General features: G+C 73.9%; 20 protein-coding genes. 10 read left to right on the top strand and 10 right to left on the bottom strand.

Annotated features, from left to right (window positions below; genetic code table 11):
* Window positions 1-43 precede the first annotated feature (43 nt).
* Window positions 44-475, bottom strand: a complete 432-nt coding sequence (locus tag ACYVJ0_RS06540) for an Rv3235 family protein (RefSeq protein WP_449854494.1) — start codon at window positions 473-475, stop codon at window positions 44-46.
* Window positions 476-636: 161 nt separating this feature from the next.
* Here ACYVJ0_RS06540 and ACYVJ0_RS06535 point away from each other — a divergent pair, with 161 nt between their 5' ends.
* Complete coding sequence (locus ACYVJ0_RS06535; protein ID WP_460816787.1) at window positions 637-1,230, top strand: hypothetical protein; 594 nt, start codon at window positions 637-639, stop codon at window positions 1,228-1,230.
* Window positions 1,231-1,235: 5 nt separating this feature from the next.
* Here the strand turns inward: ACYVJ0_RS06535 and ACYVJ0_RS06530 are convergent, their stop codons facing one another.
* Complete coding sequence (locus ACYVJ0_RS06530) at window positions 1,236-1,520, bottom strand: helix-turn-helix domain-containing protein (RefSeq protein WP_460816785.1); 285 nt, start codon at window positions 1,518-1,520, stop codon at window positions 1,236-1,238.
* Between the two features lie 50 nt (window positions 1,521-1,570).
* Here ACYVJ0_RS06530 and ACYVJ0_RS06525 point away from each other — a divergent pair, with 50 nt between their 5' ends.
* The 3 genes from ACYVJ0_RS06525 (at window position 1,571) to ACYVJ0_RS06515 (ending at window position 5,003) form a co-directional block, all read left to right on the top strand.
* A complete protein-coding gene (locus ACYVJ0_RS06525; RefSeq protein ID WP_460816783.1) occupies window positions 1,571-2,215 on the top strand; it encodes an SAF domain-containing protein in 645 nt (214 codons plus the stop codon).
* A complete protein-coding gene (locus ACYVJ0_RS06520; protein ID WP_460816781.1) occupies window positions 2,212-3,456 on the top strand; it encodes an AAA family ATPase in 1,245 nt (414 codons plus the stop codon). The genes ACYVJ0_RS06525 and ACYVJ0_RS06520 overlap by 4 nt, the downstream gene beginning before the upstream one ends.
* 71 nt (window positions 3,457-3,527) lie before the next feature.
* Entirely contained in the window at window positions 3,528-5,003 is a 1,476-nt protein-coding gene (locus ACYVJ0_RS06515) for a sensor histidine kinase (RefSeq protein ID WP_460816780.1), read from the top strand.
* A gap of 62 nt (window positions 5,004-5,065) precedes the next feature.
* On the opposite strand, the gene ACYVJ0_RS06510 is transcribed toward ACYVJ0_RS06515, so the two are convergent.
* Window positions 5,066-5,314, bottom strand: coding sequence for a WhiB family transcriptional regulator (locus ACYVJ0_RS06510; RefSeq protein ID WP_067025888.1), 249 nt, complete (start codon window positions 5,312-5,314; stop codon window positions 5,066-5,068).
* A 189-nt stretch (window positions 5,315-5,503) separates the two neighbouring features.
* On the opposite strand from ACYVJ0_RS06510, the gene ACYVJ0_RS06505 reads away from it, so the two are divergent.
* Window positions 5,504-5,899 (top strand): histidine kinase, encoded by a 396-nt coding sequence (locus tag ACYVJ0_RS06505; RefSeq protein ID WP_449854453.1) that lies wholly within the window; start codon window positions 5,504-5,506, stop codon window positions 5,897-5,899.
* Here ACYVJ0_RS06505 and ACYVJ0_RS06500 read toward each other — a convergent pair.
* The 3 genes from ACYVJ0_RS06500 to ACYVJ0_RS06490 are packed head-to-tail and all read right to left on the bottom strand — an operon-like array spanning window position 5,853 to window position 8,385.
* Window positions 5,853-6,623 (bottom strand): EI24 domain-containing protein, encoded by a 771-nt coding sequence (locus tag ACYVJ0_RS06500; protein WP_449854452.1) that lies wholly within the window; start codon window positions 6,621-6,623, stop codon window positions 5,853-5,855. The two genes, ACYVJ0_RS06505 and ACYVJ0_RS06500, sit on opposite strands and share 47 nt — an antisense overlap.
* A 20-nt stretch (window positions 6,624-6,643) precedes the next feature.
* Complete coding sequence (locus ACYVJ0_RS06495) at window positions 6,644-8,011, bottom strand: permease prefix domain 1-containing protein (RefSeq protein ID WP_460816777.1); 1,368 nt, start codon at window positions 8,009-8,011, stop codon at window positions 6,644-6,646.
* A complete protein-coding gene (locus ACYVJ0_RS06490; protein ID WP_460816776.1) occupies window positions 8,011-8,385 on the bottom strand; it encodes a PadR family transcriptional regulator in 375 nt (124 codons plus the stop codon). Before ACYVJ0_RS06490 ends, ACYVJ0_RS06495 begins: the two co-directional genes overlap by 1 nt.
* 164 nt (window positions 8,386-8,549) lie before the next feature.
* Between ACYVJ0_RS06490 and ACYVJ0_RS06485 the strand changes: the two genes are divergently transcribed.
* The 4 genes from ACYVJ0_RS06485 to ACYVJ0_RS06470 all read left to right on the top strand — a co-directional run bounded on the left by ACYVJ0_RS06485 (window position 8,550) and on the right by ACYVJ0_RS06470 (window position 14,291).
* A complete protein-coding gene (locus ACYVJ0_RS06485) occupies window positions 8,550-11,057 on the top strand; it encodes an ATP-dependent Clp protease ATP-binding subunit (protein WP_460816774.1) in 2,508 nt (835 codons plus the stop codon).
* Window positions 11,058-11,164: 107 nt separating this feature from the next.
* The gene (locus tag ACYVJ0_RS06480) at window positions 11,165-12,112 is read left to right on the top strand and encodes a nucleoside hydrolase (protein WP_460816772.1); all 948 of its coding nucleotides are present in this window, start codon (window positions 11,165-11,167) and stop codon (window positions 12,110-12,112) included.
* A gap of 117 nt (window positions 12,113-12,229) precedes the next feature.
* Window positions 12,230-13,576 (top strand): TrkH family potassium uptake protein, encoded by a 1,347-nt coding sequence (locus ACYVJ0_RS06475; RefSeq protein WP_460816884.1) that lies wholly within the window; start codon window positions 12,230-12,232, stop codon window positions 13,574-13,576.
* Window positions 13,577-13,595: 19 nt separating this feature from the next.
* Window positions 13,596-14,291, top strand: coding sequence for a potassium channel family protein (locus ACYVJ0_RS06470; RefSeq protein WP_460816770.1), 696 nt, complete (start codon window positions 13,596-13,598; stop codon window positions 14,289-14,291).
* A gap of 35 nt (window positions 14,292-14,326) precedes the next feature.
* On the opposite strand, the gene ACYVJ0_RS06465 is transcribed toward ACYVJ0_RS06470, so the two are convergent.
* From ACYVJ0_RS06465 to ACYVJ0_RS06455, 3 genes are read right to left on the bottom strand one after another with little or no spacing between them, the layout of a single operon-like run.
* Entirely contained in the window at window positions 14,327-15,256 is a 930-nt protein-coding gene (locus tag ACYVJ0_RS06465; protein ID WP_460816882.1) for an NYN domain-containing protein, read from the bottom strand.
* A gap of 44 nt (window positions 15,257-15,300) precedes the next feature.
* Entirely contained in the window at window positions 15,301-16,326 is a 1,026-nt protein-coding gene (locus ACYVJ0_RS06460) for a Gfo/Idh/MocA family protein (RefSeq protein ID WP_460816769.1), read from the bottom strand.
* Window positions 16,327-16,376: 50 nt separating this feature from the next.
* Window positions 16,377-17,690, bottom strand: coding sequence for an O-acetylhomoserine aminocarboxypropyltransferase/cysteine synthase family protein (locus tag ACYVJ0_RS06455; protein ID WP_460816767.1), 1,314 nt, complete (start codon window positions 17,688-17,690; stop codon window positions 16,377-16,379).
* A gap of 105 nt (window positions 17,691-17,795) precedes the next feature.
* On the opposite strand from ACYVJ0_RS06455, the gene ACYVJ0_RS06450 reads away from it, so the two are divergent.
* A complete protein-coding gene (locus ACYVJ0_RS06450; protein ID WP_460816766.1) occupies window positions 17,796-18,659 on the top strand; it encodes a hypothetical protein in 864 nt (287 codons plus the stop codon).
* A 15-nt stretch (window positions 18,660-18,674) separates the two neighbouring features.
* Here ACYVJ0_RS06450 and ACYVJ0_RS06445 read toward each other — a convergent pair whose 3' ends face one another.
* Entirely contained in the window at window positions 18,675-19,616 is a 942-nt protein-coding gene (locus ACYVJ0_RS06445; protein ID WP_460816764.1) for an NADP-dependent oxidoreductase, read from the bottom strand.
* Window positions 19,617-20,029: the final 413 nt, after the last annotated feature.

The following is a 20,029-nucleotide window of genomic DNA, read 5'->3' as shown; positions in this document are numbered from 1 at the left end:
GGCGTGACGCCACGGTCTCGGCGCGCGGTTGCTGTCTCGCGGATCAGAGGATCGCGAGCGACGTCGCGCGCCAGCGCCGGTCCATGCCCTCCAGCCGTACGGCGACGGCGCGCGTGCGGGCGGGGGCGGCGACGATCACGACGCCCTCGACGGCGCCCTCGGACGGCGACGACCAGCGCACCGACCGGATGGCGTAGGCGGGGTGCTTGGCCGGCTGCTGCCGCGCGCTGCGGGCGCGCTTGGCGAGGTTGGCGCGCGTGAGCAGCGAGCGGTACGGCTCCTCGGCCAGCCACCGCGCGAGCTGATCGACGTCGCGCACGCCGGCGAGGACCTCGAGCACACCGCGCGCCAGCCCGTCGAGCAGGGGCGTCGGATCGGGCAGCTCCGCGGTGGGCGTGCGCTGCGGGGCGAACAGCTCGCTCACATCGAGCGCGCTGCGGGCGCGGCGTCGCTCGCTCCGCGACGTCATCGGCATCGACATGGCGCCTCCCCTCGGTGTCCGCCGCCTGCTCCGGTCAGATGGCCAGCAGTTCAGCACGGTCCTCGCGCAGCGGGCACGAGGCATAGATGCCTGTGCAGGAAGCAGGCTGTGGAGAACGGAGGGCGCGGCGGTGCCGGATCCCCTACCGTCGTCGCGTGCGATGGGAACGGTTCTTCCAGGACCTCGAGGATCAGCTCGCGGCGGAGTGGGACGCCGAGCGCGCGGCGCTGGACTCCGAGTCCGAGCGGCTGCGCATCGCCGGGCTGGCGCTGCGGGACCGCCTGCGCGGCCTCGTGGGCGCGGGTCCCGTCGCGTTCGAGCTGGCCGACGGCTCGCGGCACGACGCCGCGATCGCGGCCGTCGGGGCGGACTGGATCGCCGCCCGCCCGGAGACGGCGGGTGTGCTGATCGTGCCGCTCGCCGCCGTGCGCCTGCTCGGGGTGCCGGAGCCCGAGCTGCTGCGCAGCGCGCGGGCGCTCGCGGAAGCGGATCGGCTGGCCGCGCGCGTCACGCTCGGCTTCGCGCTGCGGGATCTCGCCCGCCGGCGGGTGCCCGTGACGCTCGGCCTGTCGGGAGGCCGGACGGCGACCGGGACCCTCGACCGGGTCGGCGCCGACCACCTGGACCTCGCGCTGCACGCCCTCGACGCGCCGCGGCGCGCGGCCGACGTCGCGGGCTTCCGGATCGTCCCCCTCGCGGCGCTCGCATGGCTCCGCGCCGACGCCGACGCCGGCTCCGTGCTGACGTGAGGACGTCAGGGCCGCGGACCGCGGGCGCCCCACACCTCGGGGAAGCTCGCGATCTGCGACTCGTGCCACAGCGCGATCCGGCGGGCCTCCTCGGCCTGCTCGTCGAGGTACGCCTCGACGCTCGCCTGCTCGATGCGCCACACGGCCGGTGCCCCGAGGCGCGCCCCGCTCAGCCGGCCCTCGTGGACCAGCGACATGACCGCGTCGACATCGAGCGCGAGCAGCTCCGCCACCTGGGCCGGTGCCAGATGGCGGGCCACAGGTGCGTCGCCGAGACCGGGTTCCGCCATGAGGCCATTATCCGTCTCTACCCGGGTCGGGGCATGTACTGCACGGGTCTGTGGATAACTTCGACGCGCTCGGGATCGCTCCTGGCACCATGAACGCCATGATCCGCAAGCGCGCCTTCTGGAGCGACGCCCGATTCTTCGTGGGCGTCGCGCTCATCGCCGCATCGGTGGCGGGCGTCTGGGGCGTGGTGGCCGCCTCGCGGCACACCGTGCCCGTGCTCGCCGCGTCGTCCACGATCGTCCCGGGCCAGGCCGTGACGGCCGCCGACCTGCGCGTCGTGGACGTCGGCCTCGGCCAGGCCGACGGCCTCTACCTGACGCCCGACGAGCTGGGGGACGGGCTCGTGGCGGCGCGCACGATCGGCGCGGGCGAGCTCGTGCCGATCGAGGCGGTGGGATCGTCGGCGACCGTGACGACCGTCGTCGTCCGCAGCGCCGCCGAGGTGCCCGGCGCGGTGACCGCGGGCACCGCTGTCGAGCTGTGGGAGGCGCCGGCCACCGACGACGGCTTCGACGCGCCGCGCGTGCTCGTCGCCGACGCCACCGTCGCCGCCGTGGTGCGCGCGGAGGCCGTGATGGCGACGGGCGAGACGAGCGTGGAGCTCGTCGTCGATCGCTCCGATGTCGCCGATGTGCTCGCCGCGGTGGCGGCGGGTTCCGCGCTGTCGGTCGTGCCGACGGGGAGCGGCGGATGAGGGTCGTCGTCGCGCTCGAGGAGCCGCACGGCGCGCGCATCGCCGCCGAGCTGCGGCGCGGAGGGCACGAGGCGCTCGGGGTGCCCGTGGCGCTCGTGGCACGGGAGGCCGCGGACGAGCACTCGCGGCTGCACGAGGCGCTCGCGGGCTCCGACCTGCTGGCGGTGGCGCTCGATCGCGCCGCGCTCACCCCCGACCTCGTGCGCGCGTGCGACCGGCACGCCGTGCGGATCGTGGCCCTCGCCGGGCGCGGCGCCGATGCGCGGCTGGCGCGCGCGTTCGGCCTGGCCGAACCCCTCCCGATCGGGTCCCGCGGCGACGCGATCGTGGCGGCGGCGCGCGGCGGCATCGGGCACGGCGCATCCGGCACGGGCGGCACCGTGACCGCGGTGTGGGGACCGCACGGGGCGCCGGGCCGCACCGCCCTCGCCATCGAGCTGGCCGTGGCGCTGGGCACGCGCGACCGGCGGGCGGCGCTGGTCGACGCCGACACGCACGCGCCCGCGATCGCCGTGGCACTGGCCCTGCCGGAGGAGAGCCCCGGCGTCGCCGCCGCGTGTCGACGGGCCGCTGAGGGGATCGACCCGCCGGAGCTCAGCCGCATCAGCGTGCCCATCGGCGGCACGGCGGCCCACGTCGACGTGCTGACCGGCCTCAACCGCCCCTCGCGGTGGCCGGAGCTGTCGGGCGCGCGCCTCGGCGCGGTGCTGGACGCGTGCCGCGGCTGGTCCGCCCACACCGTCGTCGATGTCGCGGCGCCGCTGGAGCGCGACGAGGAGATCGTGAGCGACCTCGAGGGCCCGCGCCGCAACGCCGCCACGCTCACGGCGCTCGAGCGCGCGGATCGGATCGTCGCCGTCGCGTCGGCCGATCCGGTCGGCATCGGCCGGTTCATCCGCGCGCACGCCGAGCTGCGCGCGCTCGTCGGGCCCACGCCCGTGCACGTGGTCGTGAACCGGCTGCGCACGGGCGCCCTCGGCGTCGACGCCCGCGGGCAGGTGCGCCGCACGCTGGAGCGCTTCGCCGGCCTCGGCGAGGTCTCGTTCGTCCCGCATGACGGGCGCGCCGCCGACGCCGCGCTGCTGGCCGCGAGGCCGGTGGGCGAGGTCGCGCCGCGCTCGTCGCTGGCTCAGGCGGTGCGGCGCGTGGCCGAGCGGATCGAGGCGCCGACCGCGGCGGCGCGGCACGCTCCCGACGAGGCGAGGCCGGGTCGGCGCGCGCTGCGGCGCCGGGCGGCCTGAGCGACGCGACCGGCGTCTCTCGCCGGCGACTGCGCCCCGGGAAGCGGCGGCGGCCCGCCTAGACTGAAGCGGTGTCGACCCTCAGCGATCTCGTCTCGGCCCAGGGTATCCAGAGCGAATCGGACATCGAATGGCTCCACAAGGTGGCGGCCGACGGCCAGCTGCTGGCCGATCTGTCCTTCGCCGACATCGTGCTGTGGGCGCCGACGGCCGACGACTCGTATCTCGCCGTGGCCCACGTGCGCCCCAGCGGGGCGGCGACGCTGTTCTACCGCGACATCGTGGGGGAGCGCGTGCGCCCGCAGTGGCTGAGCCAGGTGCGCGAGGCCGTCACGACGCAGAGCATCGTCGACTCGTCGTCGCCGGAGTGGTTCGAGGAGACCCCCACGCGCGTGCGCGCGGTCCCGGTCGTGCGCCGCGACGAGGACGGCGGGCGCGTGCTCGGCGTGCTCACGCGCCACAGCAACCTCGGCGAGCTGCGCGCGCCGTCGCGGCAGCAACTGACGTTCAACGAGTGCGCCGACGAGATCTTCGCGATGATCGCCACCGGCGGCTTCCCCGATGCCGACGCCCCGACGGGCGCGAGGCGGGGCGCGCCGCGCGCGAACGACGGGCTGATCCGGCTCGACGCCGACGGCGTCGTCACGTTCGCGAGCCCCAACGCGCTCTCGGCGTTCACCCGCCTCGGCTTCGGCGACGAGCTCGAGGGCGAGTCGCTCGCCGAGGTCACGGCGGCGCTCTCCGACGCCTCGATCGACGCCGACGAGTCGCTGCCGGTCGTGGCGTCGGGTCGCGCCCCGTGGCGCACCGACATCCACGCGCGCGGCGTGGCCGTGGCGCTGCGCACCATCCCGCTCAGCGAGAACGGCAGGCGCACCGGCGCCATCGTGCTCTCGCGCGACGTGACGGAGCTGCGCAACCAGGAGCAGGAGATCCTGACGAAGGACGCCACGATTCGCGAGATCCATCACCGCGTCAAGAACAACCTGCAGACGGTGGCCTCGCTGCTGCGGATCCAGGCCCGCCGCACGCCGTCCGACGAGGCGCGCGACGCGCTGGGGCAGGCGATGCGCCGCGTGGCGTCGATCGCCGTCGTGCACGACACCCTCTCGGAGGGTCTGAGCCAGAACGTCGACTTCGACGTGGTGTTCGATCGCGTGCTGCGCCTGGTGGCGGAGGTGGCCGCGGCGCCGAACACGCTCGCGCGCACGCACCGCAGCGGCGAGTTCGGGGTGCTGCCGAGCAAGTACGCGACGCCGCTGGCGCTCGCGCTCACCGAGATCGTCACCAACGCGGTCGAGCACGGTCTGAAGGACTCGGACGGCGACGTGGAGATCAGCGCGGACCGCAGCGAGGAGCGCCTCGAGGTGCGGGTGCGCGACACCGGCGCTGGCCTGCCGGCCGGTCAGGTGGGCAGGGGACTGGGCACGCAGATCGTTCGGACGCTCATCCAGGGCGAGCTGGGCGGCTCGATCGACTGGACCTCACCCGACGGGGGAGGCACCGAGGTGATCGTCGACATCCCGCTGCGCTGGATCGGGCGCTGACGCCGGGCGCGAAAAACGGCCCCCGGCGACAGGGGCCGTGATCGCGCGGGTGTGCCGCGGTGTCAGCTGGCGCGGCGGGCGCGGGCGGCGCGGCGCTTCAGGGCGCGGCGCTCGTCCTCGCTGAGGCCGCCCCACACGCCCGAGTCCTGGCCGGTCTCGAGGGCGTACTGCAGGCACACCTCGGTGACGGTGCAGCGGGCGCAGACGGACTTCGCCTTCTCGATCTGGTCGATGGCCGGCCCGGTGTTCCCGACGGGGAAGAAGAGCTCGGGGTCGACGGTGAGGCAGGCGGCCTTGTCGCGCCAGTCCATGGTGGTGCTCCTAGATGTGGTGGGAAAACAGATGCGATTCCAGCGGCTGTTCGGGTGAGCACTACGCTGGGATATGCCGCGAGCGCTGCTCGCTCCCACCACGTTGTGGGGAAACATACCGTTAACAAGTCTCTTACAGATGGAGACGTGAGTCAACGGTTTCTGAATGGATCAAGAATCGGAACGCCCATGACGACCCCCTCCGGCACCCCCGTTCCCGCGCGCCTGGCGGCCGCGCTGCTCGCGCTGGAGGCCCTCGCCCTGCTGGTGCTGGCGGGCTGGCAGGTGGTCGCGATGCTCGGTGGCGACACGGCGTCGCTGCCGACGGCGATCGCGCTCCTGGTCTTCACGATCGTGGCTGCGGGCGGCGTCGGGGCGTTCGCCTACGCGGTGCTCACCGACCGGTCCTGGGGCCGATCCGGCGGCATCGTGACGCAGCTGCTCGTGCTCGCGGTGGCGCTGGGGGCGCTCACCGGTCAGTACGCCCATCCGCTCGTCGCGCTCGTCTTGGCCGTGCCCGCGGTGATCGGGCTCGTGCTCATCGCGCGGGCGGCGAAGGCCGCCGCTCCCGAGGCGGGACGCTAGCCCCCTCTGCCAGCTCGCGCGCCAGCAACGCGGCACCCGCCACGGCCGCGGGCATCACGGCGATCGCGCCGCCGGGCACGAGGAAGCACAGCTGCGTCGCGACGCCGAAACCGAGCATCCGCCCGCGGGATCCGCGCCGCAGGCGACGGCGGCCGGCCGCGCCGATGCCGCGCGCCGTCAGTCCGCGCTGCGTGAGCTCGTCGGCCAGCGTCCAGCCGGTGAGGCCGACGCCGAGCACGGCCGCGAGCGCCGTGCCCGCGACCGGGATGAGGCCGAGCAGCAGCGTCAGCAGCGCGATGCCGGCGCCGCGGGCCACGAGCGAGACCGCGTCTCCCGCCGCGCGCCACAGCGAGTAGCGGGACTCGGGGACGCCGCCGCCGGTGTCGCGCTCGACGGAGGACCAGATCCGCTGGTACGCGGGCTCGCCCACGAGCAGCACGACGGCGGTGAACGTCGCGATGGCGAGCGCGATCGCGCCGGCGAGCACCGCGAGCGCGACGAGGACGCGCAGCGCGCCCGCCCAGAACGCATCCCAGCCCGCGGCGAAGGGCGTCATCCACTCCACGAGGCCCGGCAGCGCGAAGCCGAGCGCCAGGAGGGCGGCCGAGAACACCACCGCCACGACGGCGGCGGGCACGAGCCCGGTGGCCATCAGCCCCGGTCGCGCCCGCCACCAGGCGAAGCCGCGGCCCAGCGTCGCCACGCCCCGCCAGAACTCCCGCATGGGGTCAGTCTAGGAACGGCTCACGCGAAGGCGAACAGGAACGGGAACGCGAGGGCGACCACGGCCGCCCACACCGGGTAGAGCGGCAGGAACGAGGTCTGCCAGCGCTCCAGCGCCGCGAACCCCTCCCGGTGGCGCAGGAAGCGCAGCGTGAGCCACGCCTGCCCGGCCAGGTGCACGAGCAGCAGCAGGTTGAGCCCGAGCGCAGCGGTCTTGTTGGCGCTCACGCCGAACTCCGCGATCCGGGTGATCATGGCCGTCAGCGCGACGAGGTCGACCGCGATCGCGATGACGAGCATGCCCAGCTGCAGAGCGTCGAACGGCCCGGCCGGCGCGAGCGCCTCGCGCGCGGAGATCGTGTAGAGGGTCAGTGCGAGCACGAGGATGAGCACGCCGTCCATGAGGATCAGCAGCTCCCGGTCGACGAGGGCGAGCGAGCCCGCCGTGGCGAGGGCGGCGAGCATCCACAGCAGCGCGAGCGTGACGATCGGCGTGAACACGCGCGTGAGCACGGGCACGATGTTCTCGATCACGTTCTGCTTCGCCTCGACGAGCCACGCGGCCACGAGCACGGCACCCGGCACGCACACCCGCGGGATCGCGCCGATCGCGACGGTCGTGTCCGTGCCGGTCAGCGAGAGCACGGCGCTCGTGAGGCCGATCAGCACGCCGCCGCCGAGGGCGAGCAGCACGAAGTACACGGCGAACTCGCCCGTGAACCGCACGAAATCCATCCGCGCCGCGTGGTCGCGCCAGCGCCCCGCCGCATACGCGATGCCCACGAGCCCCCACGCGACGATCGGCAGGTGGATGGTCGTGAGCAGCTCCGTCGCCCCGACCCCCGTCGCGCTGGGGAACGGCATCAGGGCCTGCGTCGCGACGAGCACGCCGAACACGACGGCCAGCGCCACGGTCGTGCGCGGGGCCGGCCGGCGCTTCCACACGAAGTACGCCGCGAGGAACGCGAGCACCAGGGTCGGCAGCACGCGGAACAGCGCCGCATTGGCCTCGACGCCGCCGAGCGGCGCGCCGTAGGAGAACAGCTGGATGAGCGCGAGAACGGTGAGGCCGGCGGCGGCGCCGAGCCCGATCGCGACGATGGGCTCGCGGCGATCCGCCGCGAGCCCATCGGCCGCCGTCAGCTGCTTCCACATCCGCTCGGTGTGCTCGCGGGCGAACTCGCGCGAGATCGCGTCGGTGCCGCCCATCCGCCGGATCGCGACGAGGAAGGCCTCGTCGTCGGCCAGTCCCGCCGCGGAGAGGTCGTCGATCTGCGCGCGCAGGTGATCCTCGAGCTCGTCCAGATCGGCGGCGGCGATCGCGCGGTGCCGCTGCAGGTAGCCGCGCCACTGGGCGATCTGCTCCTCGACCTCCGCCCGCGGCGCCATCACGCCCACGCTCCCGCGGTCGTGCCTGCCGCGTTCGGGCCGGCGGGGCGGGCCTCCCAGACGTTGCGCATGACGTCGGCCACGACCTCCCACTGCGCCCGGCGCTCCTCGAGCAGGGCGCGGCCGGCGTCCGTGATCGCGTAGTGCTTGCGGCGACGCCCCGTCTCCGAGGTGCCCCACGTGGCGGACAGCAGGCCCGCCCGCTCGAGCCGGTGCAGCAGCGGATAGAGCATGCCGTCCGTCCACTCCATCCGGCCGCCCGACAGCTCGCTCACGCGCTTCAGGATCGCGTAGCCGTACAGCTCGCCGTCGGCGAGGATGCCGAGCACGAGCGGGGTGGCGGAGGCCGCCACGAGGTCCTTGTCGATGCGCATGCGCGCCTCCGTTCATCCCTTGTACCTCTAGGTAATCGAACCTAGCGCATCTAGGTATGGATTCGGGCTGGGAATAGGCCGGGATGCGGCGCCGTTCAACTTGATACAACCGCACTCAACTTCTAAAGTTGATGGCGAACCGCTCAAGTTTTAGGAGACAAGGAATGGCCGACTTCCCCCAGGACGGTCTCGGCGCGTTCGACGAGTTCCTCGCGCGCTACCTGCAGGGTGAGCGCGCCCGCTCGGCGCGGTCGATCGACCTCAGCCGCTTCCTCAGCGCGCGCACGCAGAGCCTGCTGCAGCGCGCCGCCGCGTTCGCGCACGCCCGCGGCCAGCAGGAGATGGACGCCCTCCACGTGCTGCGCGTGCTCCTCGACGACGACACGGTCGCCCGGGCGGTCGCGCGCGTCGGCGCCGAACTCGACGCGCTGCGCTCCGAGACGGAGCAGCGCCTGCCGCAGGAGAGCCTCCCCGTCCACAGCGACGAGGCGGTGATCACCCCCGCCGTGCAGCGCGCGATGTTCCACGCGTACCAGGTGGCGCGCTCCGCGGGCGCGACCTACATCGATCCGGAGCACGTGTTCTTCGCGCTCGTGCTGGCGCAGGACTCGCCCGCCGGGCAGATCCTCTCGCGCGCCGGCGTGACGCCCGAGGCGCTCACGCAGGGCGCCCGCGAGGCCGTCTCGCCGCAGGGCGCGCCGGAGGAGGCGCCGTCCGGCGGCGGATCGATGCTCGAGAAGTACGGCGTCGACCTGACCGCGCGCGCCGAGGCCGGGGAGCTCGACCCCGTGATCGGCCGGGCCGACGAGATCGAGCAGACCATCGAGATCCTCTCGCGCCGCACCAAGAACAACCCCGTGCTCGTCGGTGAGGCCGGCGTGGGCAAGACCGCCATCGTCGAGGGCCTGGCCCGCGCGATCGTGGCGGGCGAGGTGCCCGAGCAGCTGCGCGGCAAGCGCGTCATCGCGCTCGATCTGCCCGGCATGCTCGCCGGCACGCGCTTCCGCGGCGACTTCGAGGAGCGCCTCACCAAGACGATCGACGAGGTCGCCGAGCACCGCGGCGAGCTGATCCTGTTCCTCGACGAGATCCACACGCTCGTCGGCGCGGGCGGCGGCGGTGAGGGCGCCATGGACGCCGGCAACATCCTCAAGCCGCGCCTCGCGCGCGGCGAGCTGCACCTCGTCGGCGCCACGACGCTGAAGGAATACCGCACGATCGAGAAGGACGCCGCGCTGGAGCGCCGCTTCCAGCCGGTGCGCGTGGGTGAGCCGTCGATCGCCGACGCGGTCGAGATCCTGCGCGGCCTGCGCCCGGCGTACGAGGAGCACCACGGTGTGACGTACACCGACGACGCGCTGCGCGCCGCCGTGGAGCTGAGCGACCGCTACCTCACGGAGCGCGTGCTGCCCGACAAGGCCATCGACCTCATCGACCAGGCGGGCGCCCGACTGCGGCTGCGCCTGGGCGTGCCGGTCGACACCGCCGCGCTCATGGAGCGGCTCGCCACGCTCGAGTCCGAGAAGAACGCCGCCGTCGCCGCCGAGCGGTACGAGGAGGCCTCGCGCCTGCGCGACGAGATCGCCGACGTCCAGCGCCGCCTCGACGAGGCCGCCACGAGCGGCGCGCCCGCGGGCGCGGTCGTGGACGAGCCCGAGATCGCGGCCGTCGTGAGCCGCGCCACGGGCATCCCCGCCAGCCGGATCACCGAGACCGAGCGGGCGCGCCTGGCCGGCCTGGAGGACGAGCTGCACGCGCGCGTCATCGGCCAGGACGACGCCGTGCGCGCGGTCGCGCGGTCGGTGCGCCGCAGCCGCACCGGCATGGGCGATGCCCGCCGCCCCGTCGGCTCGTTCCTGTTCCTCGGCCCCACCGGCGTCGGCAAGACCGAGCTGGCGAAGGCCCTCGCGGCGAGCCTGTTCGACGACGAGGGCGCGATCGTCCGCTTCGACATGAGCGAGTTCGGCGAGCGGCACACCGTCGCGCGCCTCGTCGGCGCCCCTCCCGGGTACGTCGGCTACGACGAGGCGGGCCAGCTCACCGAGCGCGTGCGGCGCAACCCGTACTCGATCGTGCTGTTCGACGAGATCGAGAAAGCGCACCCCGACGTGTTCAACCTGCTGCTGCAGGTGCTCGACGACGGCCGCCTGACCGACGGCCAGGGACGCACGGTCGACTTCCGCAACACCGTGGTCGTGATGACCTCGAACCTCGGCTCGGAGTTCCTGGCCTCGCGCAGCGGCGCCATCGGGTTCTCCGCGAGCGGCGCGGAGTACGACGAGAAGGACCTGCGCGACCGGGTGATGGGCCGGCTGCGCGAGTCGATGCGCCCGGAGTTCCTCAACCGCATCGACGAGATCGTGCTGTTCCGCAAGCTCGACCGCGAGCAGCTGCGGCGCATCGTCGACCTGCTGCTCGGCGCCACCCGCGCGCGCCTGGGCGCCCGCGAGATCTCGCTCGAGGTCTCCGAGGCCGCGATCGACTGGCTCGCCGAGCACGGGTACGAGCCCGAGTACGGCGCCCGCCCGCTGCGCCGCCTCATCCAGCGCGAGGTGGACGACCGGATCGCCGATCTCCTGGTGGCGGGCGACCTGGCGGACGGCGGCCGCGTGCGCCTCGACGCCGTCGCGGGCGAGCTCCTCGTCACGGCCGACGCCCCGGTCGCGGCCTGACCCTCCGCGAACCCGCCCTCGATCCGCCACCCCGCGCCCGATCCGGCGCGGGTTCGGCGAACGGGGGCGGGTTCGGCGCCTTCGCTCGCGGAAACTAGGATCGGTCGGTGACCACCAGCATCATCCTCGACGTCGACACCGGGGTGGACGACGCCCTCGCCATCCTCACCGCCGCGCTCTCGCCCGAGATCGAGCTCGTCGCCTGCACCACCACGTGGGGCAACGTGGACGTCGACACCGCCGCCCGCAACACGGCGTTCGTCCTGAACATGGCGGGCCGATCGGATGTGCCCGTGGCGCGCGGCGCCGAGGGGCCCTCGAACGGCGCCACGGCGTCGTTCTCGACGAACGTGCACGGGGAGGACGGCCAGGGCGGCCAGGCCGACACGTCGTTCGTGCCCGCGCTCACCGCCGAGACGGCCCCCGAGCTCATCATCCGCCTGAGCCACGAGCGGCCGGGCGAGCTGCACCTCGTCGCGGTGGGCCCGCTCACGAACCTCGCCGACGCGCTCGCGGCCGATCCGACGCTGCCCGAGCGGATCCGCGAGGTCACGATCATGGGCGGCAGCTTCCTGGCGCCCGGCAACATCACCCCGGCCGCCGAGGCGAACATCTGGCACGACCCGGAGGCGGCCCAGCGCGTCGTCGAGGCCGGGTGGGCGTGCACCTTCGTCGGGCTCGACGTGACGATGCGCGACATGCTCGAGGAGGACCACCTGCGCGCGCTCGCCGCCGGCGGCGCGATCGGGGGCTACTGCGCCCGGATCCTCGATGCGTACTACGACTTCTACCTCGGCGAGACGGGGCGTCGCTGCGCCGGCAACCACGACGCGCTCGCCGTGGGCATCGCCGCCGGCCTGGCCACCGCGACGCTCGCCCCGGTGGTGCCGATCGAGATCGACACCACCGACGGGCCGAACCGCGGCCGCACGAGCGCCGACCTGCGCGGCATCCACAACGACTGGCCCGCCGTCGCCGGCGCGCGCCACCGCGCCGTGCTCGCGACCGAGCCGGGGTTCACCGACCGGATGACGCACCTGCTCGCCGGGGCATGAGCGGGGCCGGGACCGAGGACAGCGGCCCCGGCGCGCCGCGGCGGAGCGGACTTGCGCGCGCGCCGGATCGGCGTAGTGTCATCGTTCGTGATTCATCGGGCGCCCGCCGGGGCGCGCATGGCGCGGGCGCGGTCAGCCGCCCGCCGCGGCCTCGCACCCGCGCAGGCGATCGTCACCGGATTCGGTGCCGCCCTGCTCGTCGGCACCACCCTGCTGTGGCTGCCGATCTCGAGCGTGGGGCCGGGCGCGACCTTCGTCGAGGCGATCTTCACGGCGACCTCCGCGCTGTGCGTCACGGGCCTCACCGTGGTCGACACGGCCGTGTTCTGGAGCCCGTTCGGGAAGCTCGTCATCCTCGCCCTCATCCAGCTCGGCGGGCTCGGCATCATGCTGTTCGCCGCGCTCGTCGGCCTCGCGCTCGCGCTGCGGCTGTCGGTGCGGGCGAGGCTCAACACGGCGGCCGAGGCGAAGGCGTTCGGCGTCCCGGACGTGCGGCGGCTCGCGCGCGGCATCTTCCTGACGAGCCTCGGGATCGAGGCCGTCGTCGCGATCGTGCTCGCGCTGCGCTTCGCGCTCGCCTACGGATACGACGCGGCGCAGTCGGTGTGGCACGGCGTCTTCCACGCCGTCTCGGCGTTCAACAACGCCGGCTTCGCGCTCTACACCGACAACATGATGGGCTTCGTGGCCGATCCGTGGATCGCGCTGCCCATGTGCGCGGCGATCGTGCTGGGCGGCATCGGCTTCCCCGTGCTGCGCGAGCTGAAGCGCGCCTGGCGGCGCCCGCTGCACTGGTCGATGAACACGCGCATCGTGCTGCCCGGCACGCTCGTGCTGCTCGCGATCGGCGCCGTCGCCATCACGGTGATCGAGTGGGAGAACCCCGGCACCCTGGGAGGCGAGGATCCCGCGACGCGCGTGCTGGCCGGCTTCTACCACTCCGTGCAGACGCGCACGGCGGGGTTCAACTCGGTCGACATCGGCGCGATGCACGACGAGACGTGGCTCGTGATGGACATCCTGATGTTCATCGGCGGCGGCCCCGCCGGCACGGCGGGCGGCATCAAGATCACGACCTTCGCCGTGCTGTTCTTCATCCTGTGGACCGAGCTGCGCGGCGGCACGGCCGTGAACATCTTCGGCAAGCGGCTGGCGCGCTCGGTGCACCGCGAGGCGATCTCGGTCGTCCTCATGGCGATCGGCGCCGTGGTGGCGGCGACGGTGGCGATCCTCGCGATGACCGATTTCGACCTCGACCGCGTGCTGTTCGAGTGCGTCTCGGCGTTCGCGACGGTGGGGCTGTCGACTGGCATCACGGCGGACCTGCCGGAGGTCGGCCAGCTCATCCTCGTCGCGCTCATGTTCCTCGGCCGCATCGGGCCGCTCACCCTCGGCTCGGCGCTCGCGCTCCGCGAGCGCCGCATCGCCTACGAGCTCCCCAAGGAGCGCCCCGTCATCGGCTGACGGGCGGAAAGGACAACTGATGGGATCGTTCCTCTCGTTCGGAGAGAACGCCAGGCGCATCGCCGAGGCCGACTCGGTCGCGGTGATCGGCCTGGGAAGGTTCGGCGCGTCCGTCGCGCTCGAGCTGATGGCCTCGGGCACCGAGGTGCTCGGGATCGACGCGGATGAGGACCGGGTGCAGGAGCTCAACGGGCGCCTCACCCAGGTGGTCCGCGCCGACGCCACGAAGGAGGAGGTGCTGCGTCAGCTCGCCGTCGACCAGTTCGACCGCGCCGTCGTCGCGGTCAGCGGCGATCTGAAGGTCTCGATCCTGTGCGCCTCGCTGCTGCTGCAGCTGAACGGCCCGGTGATCTGGGCGAAGGCGATCGACGAGCAGCACGGCCGGATCCTCGAGCAGCTCGGCGTGCATCACGTCGTGTACCCCGAGTCCGACATGGGGCGCCGCGTCGCCCACCTCGTGCGCGGCGCCGCGAAGGACTACCTCGAGATCGAGGCCGGCTACGCCCTCGTCAAGGCCGCCGCGCCCGCCGAGCTGCACGGCGTCGCGCTCGGCGACAGCGACCTGCGCCGCCGCCACGGCGTGACGATCGCGGCGTGGCGCGGCGCCGAGGGGGAGTGGCGGTACGCCGACAACGCCACCGTGCTGCACGAGGGCGACACCGTGCTGGCCGTGGGGCCGACGCGCCGCGTGGAGGCCTTCGCGCAGCTGCGCTGAGCGCCGCCACGCCCGCCGCCAGGGCTGAGTGCGGATCAGTCCTTCAGGCGCACGAGGCGCTCGTGCCCGCTCTCCTGCACCTCGGCGAGCTGCTCGCGGGACTTCACGAAGTCGGTGAACGAGCGGAAGCCGAGCGTCTTCTCGCTGAAGGAGGGATCCATCCGGCGCATGTGCTGCTTCACGGCGGAGGTGTGCAGCCACTCGGCGTCGTCGCCCTTGTCGCGGCCCAGGCGCAGCGCGCGCTCGAGCAGGCGCGAGGCGGCCGCGTGCAGGTCCTCGGGCGGGATCTCGTCGAAGGGCACCATGGTGTCCTCCTCCGCGGCCGGCTCCTGCTTGGCGCGCGAGGACCGCCGGCTGCGCTTGGGCTCGCCGTCCGCCTTCGGCGCGGGCTCGCCCTTGTCGGCCGGCGCCTTCTCGGGCGCGGGGGCCTTGGGAGCGGCCTTCGGCTTCTCGGGCACGGTGACGCCCGGCAGCGTGTCGTACGCCTCGAACTCGTCGCACGCGGCGGCGAGCGACTTGGCGGTGGAGCCCGCGACCCCCACGCCGACGACGTAGCGCCCGAGCCGGCGGCAGCGCTGGGCGAGGGGGACGTAGTCGCTGTCGCCGCCCACGATCACGACGTGGGTGAGGTCGGGCAGGCGGAACATGTCCTCCACGGTGTCGACCGCGAGGCGGATGTCGGCGCCGTTCTTGGCGTAGGCCGCGGCGGGGAACAGCTGCACGAGGTCGACCGCGCGGGCCACGAGCTGCTGCCGGTACTCGGCGTTCACGGGCGAGGACCAGTCGGCGTACGCGCGGGTGAGCACGAGGGTGCCGAACGACGCGGCGTAGTCGATGATGGCGCCGACGTCGATCGTGGCGCGCTGCAGGCGCTCGGCGATCTCCGGATCCGTCGGGTCGTCCGCGATCCGCGAGCGGTCGCGGGAGTACGAGTTGCGTCCGTGGACGCGGTCGTACCAGCTCATGACGATGTTGTCGAAGTCCAGGTAGACGGCGACGCGGGTGTCGGTCACTTCGGCTCCGTTCGGTCGCTGAGGGCGTCGGCCGGCAGGGCCGACTCCGACGGGTAGGTGACGCCGATCTGGCGGCGGATCTCGTCGAGGGCGCCCATGATCTCCACGGTCTCGTCGATGGGCAGGATGTCGCCGGCGAGGTTCCCCTCGGCGACGAGCCGCTCGGCGGCGAGGGCCTCGAACTGCATGCCGCGCCCCTCGACCCGGCTCTCGTACGTCTCGAGCACCTCGCCGAAGGTGCCGGTGAGGCGGAACGACGTGGGCCCGTAGAAGGCGCGGTCGATGTCGATGCGCGCCTCGGTGCCGATGATGTGCGCGGTCGTGGGACCGGCGGCGCGCGAGGACGAGAGCGTGGTGGAGAGGGCGCCGCCCGCGTGCGTCATGATCGTCGCCACCTCGGTGTCGGCGCCGGTCTCGCCCAGGCGGGCCGTGGCCGTGATGCTCGTGGGCGCGCCGAGCACATCCCACACGAACGAGATCGGGTAGACGCCGAGGTCCAGCAGGGCCCCGCCGCCGAGCGCGAGCGCGTTGAGGCGGTGGGCGGGGTCGCTCGGCAGCTTCTGGGTGTGGTCGGCGTGCATCGCGCGGATCTCGCCGAGGGCGCCGGAGGCGACGAGCTCGCGGATGCGCACCATGTGGGGCAGCCACCGCGTCCACATCGCCTCCATGACGAGCAGGCCCTTCTCGGCGGCCAGGTCGCGCAGCGCGGCGGCCTCGGCCTGGTTCACCGTGAAGGCCTTCTCGACGAGCGCGTGCTTGCCGTGCTCGAGCGCGAGCCGCGCGGCGGCGTAGTGCATGGGGTGCGGCGTGCCGATGTAGACGATGTCGACCTCGGGATCCGTCACGAGCGCCTCGTACGAGGCGTGGCCGCGCGGGATGTCGAACTCGCGCGCGAACGCCTCGGCGCTGGCCGCGGAGCGCGAGCCGACGGCGCGCAGATCCCGCCCCGAGATGCGCAGATCGCCCGCGAACACCCCGGAGATGCGGCCCGTTGCGAGGATTCCCCAGCGAAGTCCTGTCATGTCCCCGAGCCTACGCGGTCGGCGCTGGGTCGAGAGCAGGGCGCGGGCCGTCAGAGCCGGTCGAGGGCCTGGGCGAGGTCGGCGATGAGGGCGGCCGGATCCTCGAGGCCGATGGAGAGCCGGATCGTGGCGTACGAGATGCCGGCCGCCGCGAGCTGGTCGCGCGTGAGGTGGTTGTGCGTCATGGTGGCCGGGTGACACGCGAGCGAGCGCGCGTCGCCGATGTTCGCCACGAGCCGCACGAGCCGCAGAGCGTCGACGACCGTCTCGACGCGCGCGTAGTCGGCCTCGTCGTCGCCCGTGCGCTCCAGGTCGAAGGCGAACACCGACGGCACGCCGCGCGGCAGGTACCGCGCCGCGAGCGCGTGCCACGAGCTGGCCTCCAGCCCCGGGTGGTGCACGGCGGCGACGGCCGGGTGATCGGCGAGGAACCGCGCCACCTCGAGGCCCGAGGCGGCGTGGCGGTCCACGCGGAGATTGAGCGTCTCGACGCCCTCGAGGATCTGGAAGGCGTTGAACGGCGACAGCGCCGGCCCGAGGTCGGCGATGTACTTGGACTTCACGAGGGTCGTGAACGCGCCCTCGCGCCCGAACGCCTCCCACAGCGAGACGCCGCCGAACCGCCCGTGCGGCGCGGTGAGCGCGGGCCACCGCTCCGGCTGCGCGCCGAAGTCGAACGTGCCGAGATCGACGACCACGCCGCCGAGGGAGGTGCCGTGCCCGCCGAGGAACTTCGTGGCCGAGTGCACGACGATGTCGGCGCCGAACTCCTTCGGGCGCAGCAGGGCGGGCGTCGCGACGGTGTTGTCGATCACGAGGGGCACGCCGGCGGCGTGCGCTATGTCGGCGACGGCGGTCATGTCGAGCACCTGCGCGACGGGGTTGGCGACGCTCTCGGCGAAGAACGCCCGGGTGTGCGGGCGCACGGCCGCGCGCCACGCGTCGAGGTCGTCCTGATCCACGAACGTGACCTCGATCCCGAGGTCGGCGAAGGTGTCGTGGAAGAGGTCGACCGTGCCGCCGTAGAGCTGATCGGCCGCCACGATGTGGCCGCCGCGGCCGGCCAGCGCGAGGGTCGCGACCGCGGTGGCCGCCTGCCCCGATCCGGTGGCCGCCGCGGCGACGCCGCCCTCGAGCGCGGCCACGCGCTGCTCCAGCACGGCCTGCGTGGGATGGGCGTTGCGGCTGTAGATGAAGCCCTTCTCGCGCAGTGCGAAGCGCTCGCGCGCCTGCCGCAGCGAGGCGAACTGGTACGCCGACGACTGGTGGATCGGCACCGCGACGGTCTGCGGCGCCGCGACGCCCGGCTCGTATCCGGCGCCCAGCTGGGCGGTGACGAATCCCTCGGGCAGCGCGTCGCTCATGCTTCCATCCTGGGGGATGCCGCGGGCGGTGCCGGAACCGGATCGTCATACGGCGACACGGGATCGCGCCGCTCGCGGGATGGCCGCATGCGGTTGAATGAGCGCGTGGACGAAGAGGCCGAGCTCGCGGAGCTGCAGCGACGGGCCTACGGGCCCGCCGGCGACATCGATCCCGAGGGCGCCCGCCGGCTGGCGGAGCTGCAGGAGCGGGAGAGGCGGCGGCGGGCCGACGCCCCCGTCGTGGCGGCGCCCGCGGGCGGTGCGAAGCAGGCGTCCGAGGCCGCTGCTCCCGTGGCGGCCGATGCGGTGAGGCGGCCCGCGCCCGATCCCGACCCTGCCGGCCCGCCCGCGTCCGCTTTCGCCGCGCCCGCGGCGCCCTGGCCGGTCGACCCGCGCCGCGCGAGCGACGGCGCCGAGAGGGACAGGGAGCCTGGCGACGCGACGACCCCCGGAGAGGCTCCGGCGGAGTCATCGGCGGCGCGGCGGTTCTGGTCGCGCCCGGCCGTGCTCCTCGCCGCCGGCGCGGCGGCCGGCATGCTCGTCACCGCCGCGATCGCCACCGCCGTGGCGGCGGGCGGAGCCCCCGACGCGGAGTTGCGGATCGTCGACGACGAGGTGCGATACGGGCTCTACGGTCTGGGAACGGACGGCCGGGCGCACGAGGAGTACCACGGGGTGCGGGTCGAGTCATCGCGGACGCCCGACGTGAGCTGCCTCTCCGTCGTGTACGACGTGCTCGATCCGGTGAGCGGGCAGATCGGCGGAAGCATGGGGACGATGGACTGCGCGCCACCGGGCGCGACCCCGACGGCGAGCGTGTGGGCGGGCGAGAGCCCGATGACCTGGGGCAGTGCCGAGATCGACGGCCTCGAGTCGGGCACCTTCGTGCGCTTCGAGCTGCACGGCGACGTCGTGGAGGTGTGGCGATTCGAGCCCGCGCCGACGCCCGCGCCGGACCAGGCGCAATGAGCCCGCGCGCGCGGGTCAGGGGACGACGATGAGCTTGCCCGTCGCGCCCTCTTCGCTGGCGCGTTGCGCGTCGGCGGCCCGCTCGAGCGGGTAGCGCTCGCCGAGTTCGATGCTGAACCGGCCGGCGGCCATGAGGGCGAGCGTCACGGGGATCGCCTCGGCGCGCAGCGCGTTCTGGCTCTCGGTGAGCGGCTCGGGGGATCCGCCGCTGAAGGCGCGGATGCCGAGGTCGGGGGCCTTCGGTCCCGCCACGATCGTCGCGATGCGGGAGCGGTCGTCGAGCAGCTCGAGCGACTGCGCGAGGGCCTCGTCGGTGCCCGCGCAGTCGAGGATCACGGTGACGCCGTCGGGAGCCGCCCCGCGCACGGCGTCGACGAGGCCGGCGCCGTAGGGGAGCGGCTCGGCCCCGAGCCCGGCGACGCGGTCGGCGCGCTCGCTGCTCGTGGTCGCGATGACGCGCGCGCCCCACAGCACGGCGAACTGGATGGCGGCCTGCCCGACCGATCCGGACCCGCCGTGGATGAGCAGCGTGTCGTCGGCGCGCACCCCGAGCGAGCGCAGCGCCTGGTAGGCCGTGCCGCAGGGGATCGGCACGCCCGCGCCCTGGGCGGCCGAGACGCCCGGCGGGCGGAAGGTGACGCGCGAGGCATCGATCGCGATGTCGGTGGCATAGGAGCCGCCGGCGGAGGTGAACACGACGGCGTCGCCCACGCGGAAGCCGTCGACGCCCTCGCCCACGCCCGTGACGTGGCCCGCGCCGTCCTGCCCCGTGCCGCGCGGCTTCGTGAGCGGACCGGAGGGGCGGATGCCGCGCCGCAGCTTGCTGTCGATGGGATTCACCCCGGCCGCCTCGACCCGGATCGTCACCTGGCCGGGGCCGGCGACGGGATCGGGGACCTCCGCCACGCCCAGGACCTCGGGACCACCCAGTTCGCTGTACTGAACCGCTCGCGCCATGCTCCGAGCCTAAGCCGATCCACCCCCTCCCGCATCCGCCGGGGCGGGCGGCTTGCGGTGGTCGCTTCATCTCCGGCGCTTCGCGCCTCCGTTCAGCGACCGATCGGTGAAACCCCGCGGTTGCTGAACGAAGTGAGCGCCCGCGAACGAAGATGAAGCGACCACAGCAAGTCCATGACGGTTGGGGTGGTCGCTTCATCTCCGCGGCTTCGCCGCTCCGTTCAGCAACCGATGTGTTCAACCGGTCAGCAAGCGACCGCGCAACCCATCACTGTGCGAGCGAAGCGAGCGTGCGGGCGCTCATGCGCCCGCCCCGCGGCGCGTAGCGCCGCCTCGCCGGCGCGGGAGCGCCGGCCCGAGCACGCGAGCGGCACCGCGAAGCGGTGCCCGAGCGGCGCAGACGCTTCTAAAAA

The organism is Microbacterium petrolearium (genome assembly GCF_054782875.1).
Note: the sequence above shows the minus strand (reverse complement) of the source record. Positions and strands in the feature narration are given on the sequence as shown.

Bases quoted from the DNA above. Each gene is read 5' to 3' on its own strand.
- ACYVJ0_RS06540 (WP_449854494.1), bottom strand. From the start codon at position 475: ATGCCGATGACGTCGCGGAGCGAGCGACGCCGCGCCCGCAGCGCGCTC.
- ACYVJ0_RS06530 (WP_460816785.1), bottom strand. From the start codon at position 1,520: ATGGCGGAACCCGGTCTCGGCGACGCACCTGTGGCCCGCCATCTGGCA.
- ACYVJ0_RS06520 (WP_460816781.1), top strand. From the start codon at position 2,212: ATGAGGGTCGTCGTCGCGCTCGAGGAGCCGCACGGCGCGCGCATCGCC.
- ACYVJ0_RS06510 (WP_067025888.1), bottom strand. From the start codon at position 5,314: ATGGACTGGCGCGACAAGGCCGCCTGCCTCACCGTCGACCCCGAGCTC.
- ACYVJ0_RS06505 (WP_449854453.1), top strand. From the start codon at position 5,504: ATGACGACCCCCTCCGGCACCCCCGTTCCCGCGCGCCTGGCGGCCGCG.
- ACYVJ0_RS06500 (WP_449854452.1), bottom strand. From the start codon at position 6,623: ATGCGGGAGTTCTGGCGGGGCGTGGCGACGCTGGGCCGCGGCTTCGCC.
- ACYVJ0_RS06495 (WP_460816777.1), bottom strand. From the start codon at position 8,011: ATGGCGCCGCGGGCGGAGGTCGAGGAGCAGATCGCCCAGTGGCGCGGC.
- ACYVJ0_RS06490 (WP_460816776.1), bottom strand. From the start codon at position 8,385: ATGCGCATCGACAAGGACCTCGTGGCGGCCTCCGCCACCCCGCTCGTG.
- ACYVJ0_RS06485 (WP_460816774.1), top strand. From the start codon at position 8,550: ATGGCCGACTTCCCCCAGGACGGTCTCGGCGCGTTCGACGAGTTCCTC.
- ACYVJ0_RS06475 (WP_460816884.1), top strand. From the start codon at position 12,230: ATGGCGCGGGCGCGGTCAGCCGCCCGCCGCGGCCTCGCACCCGCGCAG.
- ACYVJ0_RS06470 (WP_460816770.1), top strand. From the start codon at position 13,596: ATGGGATCGTTCCTCTCGTTCGGAGAGAACGCCAGGCGCATCGCCGAG.
- ACYVJ0_RS06465 (WP_460816882.1), bottom strand. From the start codon at position 15,256: ATGAGCTGGTACGACCGCGTCCACGGACGCAACTCGTACTCCCGCGAC.
- ACYVJ0_RS06460 (WP_460816769.1), bottom strand. From the start codon at position 16,326: ATGACAGGACTTCGCTGGGGAATCCTCGCAACGGGCCGCATCTCCGGG.
- ACYVJ0_RS06455 (WP_460816767.1), bottom strand. From the start codon at position 17,690: ATGAGCGACGCGCTGCCCGAGGGATTCGTCACCGCCCAGCTGGGCGCC.
- ACYVJ0_RS06445 (WP_460816764.1), bottom strand. From the start codon at position 19,616: ATGGCGCGAGCGGTTCAGTACAGCGAACTGGGTGGTCCCGAGGTCCTG.